The organism is Nocardia asteroides (assembly GCF_021183625.1).
In the GTDB taxonomy this organism is placed as follows: Bacteria; Actinomycetota; Actinomycetes; order Mycobacteriales; family Mycobacteriaceae; genus Nocardia; species Nocardia asteroides_A.
This window is the reverse complement of record NZ_CP089214.1, coordinates 5,665,727-5,677,721: the sequence shown is the minus strand read 5'-3', so window position 1 is coordinate 5,677,721 and position 11,995 is coordinate 5,665,727. Positions and strand designations below refer to the sequence as shown.

Here is an 11,995-nt window from a genome sequence, read left to right as displayed (position 1 = left end):
CCAAAACTACAGCGTCTAGAGCCCCAGGTACTCGCGCAGCTCCCACGGCGTGACCTGACTCCGGTAGCCCGCCCACTCCCGGCGCTTGTTGCGCAGGAAGAAGTCGAAGACGTGCTCGCCCAGCGCCTCCGCGACCAGCTCGGACTTCTCCATCGCGGCCAGCGCCTCGTCCAGCGTGCCCGGCAGCTCGCGGAAGCCCATGGCGCGCCGCTCGGCCCTGGTCAGCGACCAGACATCGTCCTCGGCCTCCGGCGGAAGCGTGTACCCCTTCTCGATGCCGCGCAGCCCGGCCGCGAGCAGCACCGCGAAGGTCAGGTACGGGTTGCAGGCGGAGTCGGGGCTGCGGATCTCGACCCGGCGCGAGGACGACTTGTTCGGCGTGTACATCGGCACCCGGACCAGCGCGGAGCGGTTCGACCGGCCCCAGGAGGCCGCGGTCGGCGCCTCGCCGCCGTGGATCAGCCGCTTGTAGGAGTTCACCCACTGGTTGGTGACGGCGCTGATCTCCGGCGCGTGCTCCAGGATGCCGGCGATGAAGGCGCGCGCGGTGGCGGAGAGGTTCTGCGAGTCGTCGGGGTCGTGGAAGGCGTTGGCCTCGCCCTCGAACAGGCTCATGTGGGTGTGCATGGCCGAGCCCGGGTACTCCGAGAACGGCTTGGGCATGAAGGTCGCGCGGACGCCCTCGTCGATCGCCACCTCCTTGATGAGGTAGCGGAAGGTCATCACGTTGTCGGCCATGGAGAGCGCGTCGGCGTAGCGCAGGTCGATCTCCTGCTGGCCGGGCGCGCCCTCGTGGTGGCTGAACTCCACCGAGATGCCCATCGACTCCAGCGCGTCGATCGCGTGCCTGCGGAAGTTCGGCGCCGAGTCGTGCACCGCCTGGTCGAAGAAGCCGCCGGAGTCGGCCGGGGTCGGGTCGCTGCCGTCCGCCGGGCCGTTCTTCAGCAGGAAGAACTCGATCTCCGGGTGCACGTAGCAGCTGAAGCCGACGTCGCCCGCCTTGTTCAGCTGGCGGCGCAGCACGTGCCTCGGGTCGGCCCAGGAGGGCGAGCCGTCCGGCATGGTGATGTCGCAGAACATCCGCGCGGAGTGCTGGTGGCCCTTGCTGGAGGCCCAGGGCAGCACCTGGAAGGTGGAGGGATCCGGGCGGGCGACCATGTCGGCCTCGGAGACCCGGGCGAAGCCCTCGATCGCCGAGCCGTCGAACCCGATACCCTCTTCGAAGGCGCCCTCGAGTTCGGCCGGGGCGATCGCCACGGATTTCAGGTAACCGAGCACGTCGGTGAACCAGAGCCGCACGAATCGGATGTCGCGTTCCTCGAGGGTACGCAGCACGAATTCCTTCTGGCGATCCATGGTGGCGAGCGTAAGCACCCGGCGTTAAATCCGTGTTACATGCGGGCACGAGTTCGCTACGGCTTCATTCGGTACAGAGCGCACAGCCCGCGCGCGGCCGCTGTGAGCTGCTCAGCAGGTGAGCCCGGGCGCCGGCTCGGTCAGGTTCACCAGGTACTCCACCACCGCCCGGTCCACACACTGCACGCCCGCGACCAGTGCCACCGTGTGCCGGTTGCCGCGGTAGGTGATGAGCGCGGCGTCCAGCTGGGCGGCCAGCTCGACCCCGGCCTGGTACGGCGTCGCCGGGTCCTCGGTGGTGGAGACGACCACCGTCTTCGGCAGCCCGGGCGGGTCGATCCGGTGCGGGTTGCCCGAGTTCGGCACCGGCCAGGCCGCGCAGAGCTCGAGCGGCGCGGCGCCGGTGCCGCGGCCGTCGTCGAGGAACGGCGCGGCGACCCGGAACTCGGTGTCCTGCCTGCCCGCGACCGCGGGATCGGTGATCCGCGGGTCATCCACGCAGCGGATGGCGTTGAAGGCGTCCTGGGTGTTGTCGTAGCTGCCGTCCTCGCGCCTGCCGTCGTACATGTCGGCGAGCTGCAGCAGGGTGTCGCCGCGGCCGTCGCGCAGCTCGTCCAGGCCGAGGGTGAGCACCTGCCACAGGTCGTCGGTGTAGAGCGCCTGCTGCACGCCGGTGATGGCGTCGTTGTAGCTGAGGCCGCGGGTGTCGGTGGTGGCGGCGGGGCGCTCGGCCAGCGGGTCGACCAGGGCGCGGAAGCGGGTCACCGCGGCGGCGCGGTCGGTGCCGAGCGGGCACTCCGGGTCCGCGGTGCACTGCGCGGCGTAGCCGTCGAAGGCCAGCTGGAAGCCGGCGGCCTGGCGCAGCGATTCGGCCACCGGGTCGCTGGCCGGGTCGACCGCGGCGTCGAGGACGAGCGCGCGCACCCGGTCCGGGAACTTCTCCGCGTACGCCGCGCCGAGCCGGGTGCCGTAGGAGTAGCCGAGGTAGCTGAGCTTCGGGTCGCCGAGCACGGCGCGGATGACGTCCATGTCCTGCACCACCTCGCGGGTGCCGACGTGCTCGAGGAAGCCGGTGCCGGTGCGCTCGGCGCAGCGCCCGGCGTAGTCCCGGTTGTCGGCCTCGGCGGCGGCGATCCCGGCCGGGTCGTTGTCGGTGGGCGGCTCGGCGCGCTCGGCGTCCGCCTCGCGCGGGGTCAGGCAGGCGATCACCGGCTGCGACGCCCCGACCCCGCGCGGGTCGAAGCCGACCCGGTCGAACCGCTCGGCCAGCGGGGTGCCGGAGCCGACGCCGGTCATGGTGAGCCCGGAGACGCCGGGGCCGCCGGGGTTGAGCAGCAGCGAGCCGATCTTCTTCCCGCTCGCGGGCACCCGGGAGAGCGCGATCTTCGCGGTCGGGCCGCCCGGGTCGGCGTAGTCGACGGGGACCTCGATCCGGGCGCACTCGGCGTTCGGCGCGAAGGTGTCGTCCGCGCCGCCGAAATCGGCGCAGGGCTGCCACTCGGGGCGCTGGTCGTAGAAGCGCTCCAGGCCGGTGGGGGCGGGTGGCAGCGCCACCGGCTCGCTCCGGTCGATCGTGCAGCCGGTCACGGCCGCCGCGGCGAGTGCGAGCAGCGCCGCCGCCGTCCCGAGTGCCCGCGCGGGCCCGCCGCCGCGCACCGGCCCTCCGGCCGTCCCGCTGTCCCGCCGCCCGCGCACCGATCGCATACCGACGATCCTGGCAGAACCGGGCGACCGGGTCGCTATCGCGGCGAGTCTCGCGCGCCGCGGGCCCGGCGCCGGTCCTGTGATCGATCGCACCGGCGAAGGCGGCTGTACCACCCCCGGGTGCGGTGGCACACTGACTGTGTCACCCAACCCGGGGACCCTGAACGGGCCTCGAGGAATCGACGAAAGGGACGACGATGTCCGTATCCGGTGCCGAAACCCCTGCCTACGGCGCAGCCGTGGGCGCCTCAGCCCCCACCCGCCGCAAGACCCGCGTCCAGCACCTCGCCCAGATGAAGACCGCGGGCGAGAAGTGGTCCATGCTGACCGCCTACGACTACTCGACGGCCCGGCTCTTCGAGGAGGCAGGCATCCCGGTGCTGCTGGTCGGTGACTCCGCGGCGAACGTCGTCTACGGCTACGACACCACCGTCCCGATCACCGCCGACGAGCTGATCCCGCTGGTCCGCGGCGTCGTCCGCGGCGCGCCGAGCGCGCTGGTCGTCGCCGACCTGCCCTTCGGCAGCTACGAGTCATCGGCGCAGCAGGCGCTGGCCACCGCCACCCGCTTTCTCAAGGAGGGGCAGGCGCACGCGGTGAAGCTGGAGGGCGGCGAGCGGGTCGCCGACCAGATCGCGCACATCACCGCGGCCGGGATCCCGGTCATGGCGCACATCGGCTTCACCCCGCAGAGCGTGAACACGCTCGGCGGCTTCCGGGTGCAGGGCCGCGGCGACGGCGCCGAGCAGCTGATCGCCGACGCCATCGCGGTCCAGGAGGCCGGCGCCTTCGCCGTGGTGATGGAGATGGTCCCGGCCGAGCTGGCCGGGCAGGTCACCCGCAAACTCACCATTCCGACCGTCGGCATCGGCGCCGGGGTCGAGTGCGACGCCCAGGTGCTGGTCTGGCAGGACATGGCCGGGTTCACCAGCGGGAAGACGGCGAAGTTCGTGAAGCGCTTCGGCGCGGTCGGCGACGCGCTGCGCGATGCCGCCGCCGGGTACGCCGACGAGGTGCGGCGGGGCACGTTCCCCGCGCCGGAGCACACCTTCTGAGCGGAGCTCGGCGGGCGGGGGTGGCAGACTCGGGGGCACCCGAATCACCCGATCGACACAGAGGTTCCGATGCCGCTCCCCCGTTGGATGTCCCGTAGCGCGCTGCTCGCCGCCGCCCTGTTCGGCGCGGTCGCGCTGACCGCCTGCGGGGGAACGACACCCGCCCCGACCGGCAGCGCGGGCAGCACCACCAGCGCGCCGGGCAGCACCACCCGCAGCACCGGCCCGGCGACCACGCCGGGCGCGGCCGCCCCGCTCACCGTCCCGGACGCGGCCGCCACCGACCTGTGCGACATGCTGCGCCCCGAGCTCTCCAACTTCCGGGTGCAGGGCCCGACGCTGGGCCGGATCGGGCTGAACGCGCTCGTGCACGAGTGGGCGCTGCGCAACGGCGGCATCAACGGGCAGGTGCTCGCGGACAAGGCCGTGGTCGACCGCACGCTCACCGGTGCCTGCCCCGACGTGCACCAGCAGGCGATCGAGGCGCTCGGGCTGCCGAACCTGGCCGCGGGGATCGCCTTCTGATGCGCGCCGTCTACCCGCCGATCACCCCGCACGACAGCGGCCTGCTCGCCGTCGGCGACGGCCAGCAGCTGTACTGGGAGGTGAGCGGGAACCCCGCGGGCAAACCGGTGGTATTCCTGCACGGCGGGCCGGGCGGCGGAACGGCGCCGTTCCACCGGCGGTTCTTCGACCCGGCGGCATATCGCATCGTGCTCTTCGACCAGCGCGGCTGCGGGCGCTCGACGCCGCACGTCGCCGACGGCGCCGATCTCGCGGTGAACACCACGCCGCACCTGATCGCCGACATCGAGGCGCTGCGCGCCCGGCTCGGCATCGAGCGCTGGCAGGTCTTCGGCGGGTCCTGGGGGTCGACGCTGGCGCTCGCCTACGCGCAGCGGTACCCGGAGCGCGTCACCGAGCTGGTGCTGCGCGGCATCTTCCTGCTCCGCAGGAAGGAGATCGACTGGTATTACAACGGCTCCGCCGGGTACATCTACCCCGAGGAGTGGGAACGGTTCCTGGCACCCGTGCCGGAATCCGACCGCGACGGCGACCTGGTCGAGGCCTATCACCGGCTGCTGCACTCCCCGGACGAGGAGCCGGCGCTGCGGGCCGCGGTCGCCTGGTCCACCTGGGAGGGCGCGACCAGTTCGCTGCTGCCGCAGCCGGATCGGGTCGCCGAGACAGCCGAACCGCGGTTCGCGCTGGCGTTCGCGCGGATCGAGAACCACTACTTCCGCCACGGCGGCTTCCTCGACGAGGGGCAGCTGCTGCGCGACATCGGCGCGCTGGCGGGCGTTCCGGGCGTGATCGTCCAGGGCAGACACGACGTGGTGTGCCCGGCGACCAGCGCGTGGGAGCTGCACCGGGCCTGGCCCGGCTCGGTGCTGCACGTGGTCGACGACGCGGGACACGCGGCCGCCGAACCGGGTACCGTCCATCGCCTCGTCGAGGCGACCGACTTCTTCGCGAAGGAATCCCCATGACCGCCACCGCCGGAGCCGCCGCCGTCACCGCGCTGGGCGAGGACACCGACCGCCTGCTCGCCGCCGAGCCGGACGTGCGGGCGGACGCACCGGACTCGGTGCACCAGATGCGGGTCGCCACCCGCCGCCTGCGCAGCGTGCTCCGCTCCTACGGGAGCCTCTTCGAGGCCGAGCCCGCCGCCGAGCTCGGCGCCGAGCTGAAGTGGCTGGCCGGGGTGCTCGGCGAGGCCCGCGACGCCGAGGTGCGCGCCGAGCGGTTCGCCGGGCTCGTCGCGGCGCACTCCCGGCGCGGCACGGTGCGCAGGGACGCGCTCGGCACCCGGCTGGTCCGGGCCGAGCGGGCTCGCTACGCCGCCGCGCACGCCGCCGTGCTGGCGGCGCTGGACGGTGAGCGCTACGCCGATCTGCACACCGAGCTGGCGCTCTGGCGCGAGTCGCCGCCGCTGCTGCCCACCCGCGCCCAGCTGCCCGCGCCGCAGGTGTTCGAGGGGATCCTGCGCGCCGACCGCAAGCGGCTCACCAAGAGGGCGGGCAAGCTGGACTCCGTCTCCGGCGCGGAGCGGGTCGAGCTGCTGCACGACATCCGCAAGGCTGCCAAGCGGCTGCGGTACTCGTGTGAGGCGGCCACCGAGAGCCTCGGCGCCGAGGCGGCCGCGGCCGGGGATCGGGCCAAGCGGGTGCAGACGGTGCTCGGCGACCACCGGGACGCGGTGGAGTCGCGGGACGCGATCCTGGTGCGGGCGGGCGAGGCCGAGGCCGACGGTGGTTCCCGGCGGATCTACGTCGAGCTCGCGAAGGCGGAGAAGAAGGCGGCCCGCAAGGCGCTGACCAAGTACCCGGACGCGCTGGCGAAGCTGAAGAAGCACGGGCACGTGCGGGCCCCCGAGCCCGCTCCGGAGCCGAAGAAGGCCGCTGTGGCGCGCGAGAAGGTCGCGGCCGCCGGCCGCAACGGCAGCGGCCCCGCCGTACGCGCCGAGTAGGCGCCACTCCGGCGCACCGTCACCCTGCCCCCGGCGGCGGCGGCGAAAACCGTTCCTCGGCAACGGCACAGCTCGGGCCGGGGCCCGCCGTCGCGGCGTCTCAGGGGGCCGGGTAGCCGAACCGCACCTGGCGGGCCGCCGGATCAGCCACGATCAGCCGAACCCCGACCCGCGCCCCCTCCGGCGGCTCCCCGGTGCAGGGGGCGAGGATCGGCGGATCGGCGACGAAGATCTCGGCGGGCTTGGCGCCCGCCGCTTCGCGCAGCACCACCGCGTCGAACTCGGCGCCGATCCGGGGCGCGAGCAGAGCCGCCTCCGTCAGGTCGACGCAGGCACGGTCCACCTTGTTCGCCACGCTGTCGCTGCGTTTCATGGCATTGGCGGCTTCGGTCAATCCGGTGTGCACCCAGTCCGGTATATCGGTGCCCGCGCAGCGGGCCAGGCAGATTTCGGTAGTGAAGCGGTCGGAGAGCCGGCGCAGCGGCGCGGTGACGTGCGCGTACGGCGCGCCGAGGCCGCTGTGGTCCGGGTCGGCGGGTGGCGCGGCGGGCTCGGCGCCCACCCCGAAGACGGTGTAGGCGGCGCCGCGCAGCAGCGTCGTCGCCTCGGAGTTGAGCACCAGCCCGGCCGGGGTGTTCGGGTCGAGCCCGGCCAGCATCCGGCCCACCGGCTGCTCGGCGGGCCAGGCGACGCCGAGCGCGGCGGCGGTGCGGCGCATGGCGGCGACCGCGGAGTCCGGCGGCGCCGGCATGGTGCGCAGCAGGCCGACCGGCTCCGGCGAGTCCAGCATGATGCGCGCGGCGCACATCCCGACCAGCAGCAAGACCTGCTCGTTCCAGTCGTCGGCGGCGGTGCGCGGCTCCAGCTCCAGCTTCCAGTGCCCGCTGACGCCGTCGTCCGCGACGACGCTCTGCGCGGGCAGCCGCAGCGCGATGGCGCCGCGCTCCAGCCCGGCCTCGATGCGGAGCGCGCCGAACTCGGGCAGCCCGGCGATCGCGGCGGGCAGCGTCCCGGCGTCGGCGGCGGCCTGCACGCCTGCGTAGTCGAGGCGGGCGCGGGACCGGATCAGGGCGCGCTCGACGCGGTAGCTCCGCGGAGCGGCGTGCTCGTCCAGCTCGACGGTCCACAGCGCGACGGGCCGGTCCACGTCGGGCAGCAGGCTGGCGGCGCCCTCGGAGAGCACCGGCGGGTGCAGCGGGACGGTGCCGTCGGGCAGGTAGTAGGTCTGGCCGCGGGAGCGGGTCTCCGCGGCGAGCGCGCCGTCCGGCCGGACCACAGCGGCCACGTCGGCGATGGCGTAGTGCAGGGTGAAGCCGGTGGCGCCGCGGGTCAGGTGCACGGCCTGGTCCAGGTCCATGGCGCCGGGGGGATCGATGGTGACGAAGGCGAGGTCGGTCCGGTCGCGGCGAAGGCCCGCGAACGCGTCGATCGCGTCGCGGGCCTCCGTGACCGCCGCGTCCGGGTACCCCGTCGGGAGGTCGAATTCGGCGCGAACGGCGCCGAACCCGGCCGGTGCGGAGCGGATCCGCCGATGGAGTTCCACGGAGCAGACGCTACTGCAGCGCCAGCATGGTGCCGCTGAGCTCGTTCAGCGGCCCGTAGACCGTGAAGGTGACGCGCCCGTTCGGCACCTGCGTGGAGACGTCGGCCGCCGCGTCGAGGGCCTCGCCGAACGAGGCGGCCGACGGGTGCGGCAACCCGGCGATAGCACGACCGACATTGTTCTGGGCCACGAACGCGGTGTCGGCCGGGCTGAGGTCGACCTGCACCCCACCCGGCAGCGGGGTCACCGCGACGGCACCGGCCGAACCGGCCCCGAGAGCGGCGAAAACCGAAGCGGCACCGGCGATCAGCGCACCGGCGACCAGAGAACGAACTACCCGCATAGAGATGGAACCTGCTTCCCACGAATCGGAGATGAAACGGCCCGGAGCTGCCCGGCGAACACCCGGCGCAGGGCCTGCCAACGGGCATCACTCTATGACGCCGATCACGGCATCCGCCAGTCACGGAGAGGTCACCATCCGGCCACCGAATGGCCGTGCTCGGGTACGGTGGCTGGCGTTCGAACGCAGTCGATCCACGGGAGTTGCCGCCGCATGTCCACGATTCTCTTCGATTACCTCCTGCCCGTCCTCGGCCCGGATCAGGCGGCCTACTGGGCGCAGGTGTTCGTGGTCGCTCCGGTGTGAGACCCGTCTCACCACCCCTTTTCGTCGCCTCCCGTTCATTCCGGACGGGAGGCGTCGTCGTTTCCGGGCCGCTAGCATCCCGCCCGTGATCAGAACGAATGCCGCCGTCGCGGCCTGTGCCACCGCCCTCGCCCTGGTTCTGGCCGGGTGCGGCGGGGACGATGCCGCCGCCCCGGCCGGCTCCAGCTCCGCCGCGGCCACCTCGGCCCCGCAGGTCGTCGACGCCGTCAAGGCGGGCACCTTCGTGGTCAGCTTCCGCAGCGCCTTCCCGGCCCTGGCGAGCGGCAAGGACGACGCCGCGCTGAGCAATACGCTCAACCAGACCTGCGCCGACATCAGGGCGGGCAAGCCGGAGGCCGACGTGCGGGCCTCGGTGGCGGACCGGGTGGCGGCGAACGGCACGAAGGGGAGCCCCGAGGAGGCCGCCGCCATCTTCCAGATGATCAAAATGATGTGCTGAGCCGACCGCGGCCCGCCCCGATCGGGGGCGGGCCGCGGCGGGCCGGGCGGGCGAGCCGGCCTGTAAGCCGGATCCTGTCCTCGGTTCGCACCGAGGGGCGACCATCCATCTGGACACACCGTCGCCGGGTGCCTCTAGCGGTCAACCCGCAGGCTCGGGCGAGCAGCCCTCGAACACCTGCGCAGCCGCACCGCGAGCGGTGCGGCCTTCGACCTTGCTCCGGGCGGGGTTTACCGAGCCGCCCCGGTCACCCGGGGCGCTGGTGCGCTCTTACCGCACCGTTTCACCCTCACCACACGGCCCCTGGAGGCCATGGGCGGTCTGTTCTCTGTGGCACTGTCCCGCGGGTCACCCCGGGTTGCCGTTAGCAACCGCCCTGCTCTGCGGAGTCCGGACTTTCCTCGGCGGCGGGCAGCGGCACCGAGGTGCCCGTTCCCGTCGCCGCGGCCGCCCGGCCGACTCGCCCGCCGTTACAGCGTACTCGGTAGCGTCATGTGCCATGGAACGTGTCGAGGTCAGTTTTCCGTCGGGGAGCGATCACTGTGCCGCCTGGCTCTACCGGCCGGACGGAGCGCCGAAGCCGCGCCCGCTGGTGATCATGGGACACGGCCTCGGGGCCGATCGGGAAATGGGGCTGGATCGGTATGCCCGGCGCTTCGCCGCCGCCGGGATGGGGGTGCTGGTCTTCGATTACCGGCACTTCGGGGCGAGCGGGGGGACGCCGCGGCAGCTGCTGAGCATCGCCAGGCAGCGCGACGACTGGCGGGCGGCGATCGCCTTCGCCCGCACCGTCCGCGGCTTCGACCGCACCCGGATCGCGCTGTGGGGCACCTCCTTCGGCGGCGGCCACGTGCTCACCGTCGCCCCGGAGGACAGCTACCTGGCCGCCGTGGTGGCGCAGGTGCCGTTCACCAGCGGGTTCGCCGCCGGCCTTCGCAAGGGGCCGATCAGCCTGACCAAGGTCACCGCGATCGCCCTCACCGATGTGCTCGTCGGGCCGCTGCGGCGCAAGCCGATCGGGATCCGGCTCGGCGGGCGCAAGCGGGCCGCCGCGCTGATGAGCGCGGCCGACGTGCCCGCCGGGTTCGGCAGGCTGGCCGAGGAGAGCGAGCGCTACCGGCCGAAGGTGGCGGCGCGGGTGGCCTTCCCGGTGCTCTTCGACTCCCCGGGCAGGCGGGCGAAGAAGCTGCACATGCCGGTGCTGTACACGGTGGCCGACAACGACTCGGTGGCGCCGGTGCAGCCGACGCTGCGGGCGGCCGAGCGCACCAAGCACGCGGTGGTGAAGCGGTATCCGGTGGGGCACTTCGACGTCTACTTCGACGACGTCTTCGAGCAGGTCGTGCGCGACCAGACCGATTTCCTGGTCTCGGTGCTCCGCCCCTGAATCAGCTGTGCCTGCGGAAGAGCCCCTGAATCAGCTGTGCCTGCGGAAGATCCGCCAGGTCACCAGCCCGGCGACGGAGCCGAGCAGGAACTTCGGCACCCAGGGGCGGCGGGTGGGGTCAAGCGCGGCATCCTGGCCGCGCTGCACCAGTTCCTCGGCCTGCTCGCGGATCTCGCCCGCGCGCTCGGCCGCCACCCGCACCGACTCGTCCGGTTCGCCGCCACCGCTCGCCCGCACGTCGGCGGCGATCTCGGCGATCCGCTCCTCGCCCGGCGTGGTCTCGTCCCCGGTGCTGCTGCTCATGGCTGCTTCTCCTTGTCGTGATCGGGAATGTCGCGCAGCGGGAGGAAGGGCTCCTCGTCCGGCGGGAGCCCCTGCTCGATCCGCCTGCCGCGGGCGATCTCGGCGTTGAACTCGGCGCCGAGCAGCACCGCGATATTGGTGATCCAGAGCCAGACCAGGAAGATCACGGCGCCCGCCAGCGAGCCGTACACCTTGTTGTAGGAGCCGAAATTGGCCACGTACAGCGTGAATCCGGCCGAGGCGACGATCCACACCAGCACCGCGAGCACGCTGCCCGGGGTGATCCAGGTGAAGCCGGGCTGCTTGGCGTTCGGCGCCGCCCAGTAGAGCAGCGCGATGGCCAGGCTCATCAGGATCGCCAGTACCGGCCACTTGACGATGTCCCACGCGGTGACCGCCGCCGAGCCGATGCCGAGCCAGCGGCCGGCCCGCTCCGCCACCGACCCGGTGGCGACCACGCCGAGCGCGACGATGCCGAGCAGCGCGACCATGGCCGCGGTGAGCCCGAGCCGCACCGGGACGGTCTTCCAGATCGGGCGCCCCTCCTCGACCTCGTAGATGGCGTTGGCGGCGCGGATGAAGGCGCCGATGTAGCCGGAGGCGGTCCAGAGCGCGGTGGCGATGCCGATGATCGCGAGCGGGCCCGCCGCGGACTGGCTGTTCTGCAGCTCGTTGACCGCGTTCACCAGCAGGTCGGTGCCGCTGCCCGGCCCGAGTTCGCGGATGGTGTCGATCAGCTCGCCGGTCGCGGTGGGGCCGAGCGAGCCGAGCAGGGCGGTGAGCACGATGATGGCCGGGAAGACCGAGAGCACGCTGTAGTAGGTGAGCGCGGCGGCCCAGTCGGTGACATTGTCCCGCTGGAACTCGCCGACGACCCGCTTGAGCACCCCCCACCAGGTGCCCTTGCGCAGCACCCGGGGGCTGCCCGACCAGTCGATCGGCCGGAACTTCGCTCGCATTGCCACATCCGGCATAGTTCACCTCCCGGTCTTGCGGCGGGTACCCGGGTGCCGCTATGGCAAACGGGGGGCGGAAGCCGCTGCGCGGCAGCCGCTTCCACCGGCGACC

General features: G+C 73.0%; 12 protein-coding genes and 1 other RNA gene. 6 read left to right on the top strand and 7 right to left on the bottom strand.

Features of this window, described 5'->3' with window-relative positions; genetic code table 11:
• Positions 1-15 precede the first annotated feature (15 nt).
• On the bottom strand, positions 16-1,356 hold the full coding sequence (gene glnA / locus LTT61_RS26170) for a type I glutamate--ammonia ligase (protein ID WP_233016679.1): 1,341 nt from the start codon (positions 1,354-1,356) through the stop codon (positions 16-18).
• 111 nt (positions 1,357-1,467) lie between these two features.
• Positions 1,468-3,060 (bottom strand): alpha/beta hydrolase, encoded by a 1,593-nt coding sequence (locus LTT61_RS26165; protein WP_233016678.1) that lies wholly within the window; start codon positions 3,058-3,060, stop codon positions 1,468-1,470.
• A gap of 197 nt (positions 3,061-3,257) precedes the next feature.
• Between LTT61_RS26165 and panB the strand changes: the two genes are divergently transcribed.
• The 4 genes from panB (at position 3,258) to LTT61_RS26145 (ending at position 6,585) form a co-directional block, all read left to right on the top strand.
• Positions 3,258-4,115: a 3-methyl-2-oxobutanoate hydroxymethyltransferase gene (panB, locus tag LTT61_RS26160; RefSeq protein ID WP_233016677.1), complete on the top strand. Its 858-nt coding sequence runs from the start codon at positions 3,258-3,260 to the stop codon at positions 4,113-4,115.
• 69 nt (positions 4,116-4,184) lie between these two features.
• A complete protein-coding gene (locus LTT61_RS26155; RefSeq protein WP_233016676.1) occupies positions 4,185-4,640 on the top strand; it encodes a hypothetical protein in 456 nt (151 codons plus the stop codon).
• Positions 4,640-5,605: a prolyl aminopeptidase gene (pip, locus tag LTT61_RS26150; RefSeq protein ID WP_233016675.1), complete on the top strand. Its 966-nt coding sequence runs from the start codon at positions 4,640-4,642 to the stop codon at positions 5,603-5,605. The genes LTT61_RS26155 and pip overlap by 1 nt, the downstream gene beginning before the upstream one ends.
• Positions 5,602-6,585 carry a CHAD domain-containing protein gene (locus LTT61_RS26145; protein ID WP_233016674.1) on the top strand — a complete coding sequence of 328 codons (984 nt, stop codon included), beginning with the start codon at positions 5,602-5,604 and terminating at the stop codon, positions 6,583-6,585. Before pip ends, LTT61_RS26145 begins: the two co-directional genes overlap by 4 nt.
• Positions 6,586-6,685: 100 nt before the next feature.
• Here LTT61_RS26145 and LTT61_RS26140 read toward each other — a convergent pair whose 3' ends face one another.
• Both LTT61_RS26140 and LTT61_RS26135 read right to left on the bottom strand, forming a co-directional pair.
• Positions 6,686-8,128, bottom strand: a complete 1,443-nt coding sequence (locus LTT61_RS26140) for an RNB domain-containing ribonuclease (protein WP_233016673.1) — start codon at positions 8,126-8,128, stop codon at positions 6,686-6,688.
• 10 nt (positions 8,129-8,138) lie between these two features.
• Complete coding sequence (locus tag LTT61_RS26135; RefSeq protein ID WP_233016672.1) at positions 8,139-8,471, bottom strand: hypothetical protein; 333 nt, start codon at positions 8,469-8,471, stop codon at positions 8,139-8,141.
• Between the two features lie 391 nt (positions 8,472-8,862).
• Between LTT61_RS26135 and LTT61_RS26130 the strand changes: the two genes are divergently transcribed.
• Complete coding sequence (locus LTT61_RS26130) at positions 8,863-9,237, top strand: hypothetical protein (protein WP_233016671.1); 375 nt, start codon at positions 8,863-8,865, stop codon at positions 9,235-9,237.
• A 47-nt stretch (positions 9,238-9,284) separates the two neighbouring features.
• On the opposite strand, the gene rnpB is transcribed toward LTT61_RS26130, so the two are convergent.
• Positions 9,285-9,700, bottom strand: an RNA gene (gene rnpB / locus LTT61_RS26125) — RNase P RNA component class A.
• A gap of 36 nt (positions 9,701-9,736) precedes the next feature.
• Between rnpB and LTT61_RS26120 the strand changes: the two genes are divergently transcribed.
• Positions 9,737-10,624, top strand: coding sequence for an alpha/beta hydrolase (locus LTT61_RS26120; RefSeq protein ID WP_233016670.1), 888 nt, complete (start codon positions 9,737-9,739; stop codon positions 10,622-10,624).
• A gap of 30 nt (positions 10,625-10,654) precedes the next feature.
• Here the strand turns inward: LTT61_RS26120 and LTT61_RS26115 are convergent, their stop codons facing one another.
• Together LTT61_RS26115 and LTT61_RS26110 are read right to left on the bottom strand one after the other, a co-directional pair.
• Positions 10,655-10,927: a hypothetical protein gene (locus LTT61_RS26115; protein WP_233016669.1), complete on the bottom strand. Its 273-nt coding sequence runs from the start codon at positions 10,925-10,927 to the stop codon at positions 10,655-10,657.
• On the bottom strand, positions 10,924-11,886 hold the full coding sequence (locus LTT61_RS26110; RefSeq protein WP_233016668.1) for a YihY/virulence factor BrkB family protein: 963 nt from the start codon (positions 11,884-11,886) through the stop codon (positions 10,924-10,926). Before LTT61_RS26110 ends, LTT61_RS26115 begins: the two co-directional genes overlap by 4 nt.
• Positions 11,887-11,995: the final 109 nt, after the last annotated feature.

Bases quoted from the DNA above. Each gene is read 5' to 3' on its own strand.
- glnA (WP_233016679.1), bottom strand. From the start codon at position 1,356: ATGGATCGCCAGAAGGAATTCGTGCTGCGTACCCTCGAGGAACGCGAC.
- LTT61_RS26165 (WP_233016678.1), bottom strand. From the start codon at position 3,060: ATGCGATCGGTGCGCGGGCGGCGGGACAGCGGGACGGCCGGAGGGCCG.
- panB (WP_233016677.1), top strand. From the start codon at position 3,258: ATGTCCGTATCCGGTGCCGAAACCCCTGCCTACGGCGCAGCCGTGGGC.
- LTT61_RS26155 (WP_233016676.1), top strand. From the start codon at position 4,185: ATGCCGCTCCCCCGTTGGATGTCCCGTAGCGCGCTGCTCGCCGCCGCC.
- pip (WP_233016675.1), top strand. From the start codon at position 4,640: ATGCGCGCCGTCTACCCGCCGATCACCCCGCACGACAGCGGCCTGCTC.
- LTT61_RS26145 (WP_233016674.1), top strand. From the start codon at position 5,602: ATGACCGCCACCGCCGGAGCCGCCGCCGTCACCGCGCTGGGCGAGGAC.
- LTT61_RS26135 (WP_233016672.1), bottom strand. From the start codon at position 8,471: ATGCGGGTAGTTCGTTCTCTGGTCGCCGGTGCGCTGATCGCCGGTGCC.
- LTT61_RS26120 (WP_233016670.1), top strand. From the start codon at position 9,737: ATGGAACGTGTCGAGGTCAGTTTTCCGTCGGGGAGCGATCACTGTGCC.
- LTT61_RS26115 (WP_233016669.1), bottom strand. From the start codon at position 10,927: ATGAGCAGCAGCACCGGGGACGAGACCACGCCGGGCGAGGAGCGGATC.
- LTT61_RS26110 (WP_233016668.1), bottom strand. From the start codon at position 11,886: ATGCGAGCGAAGTTCCGGCCGATCGACTGGTCGGGCAGCCCCCGGGTG.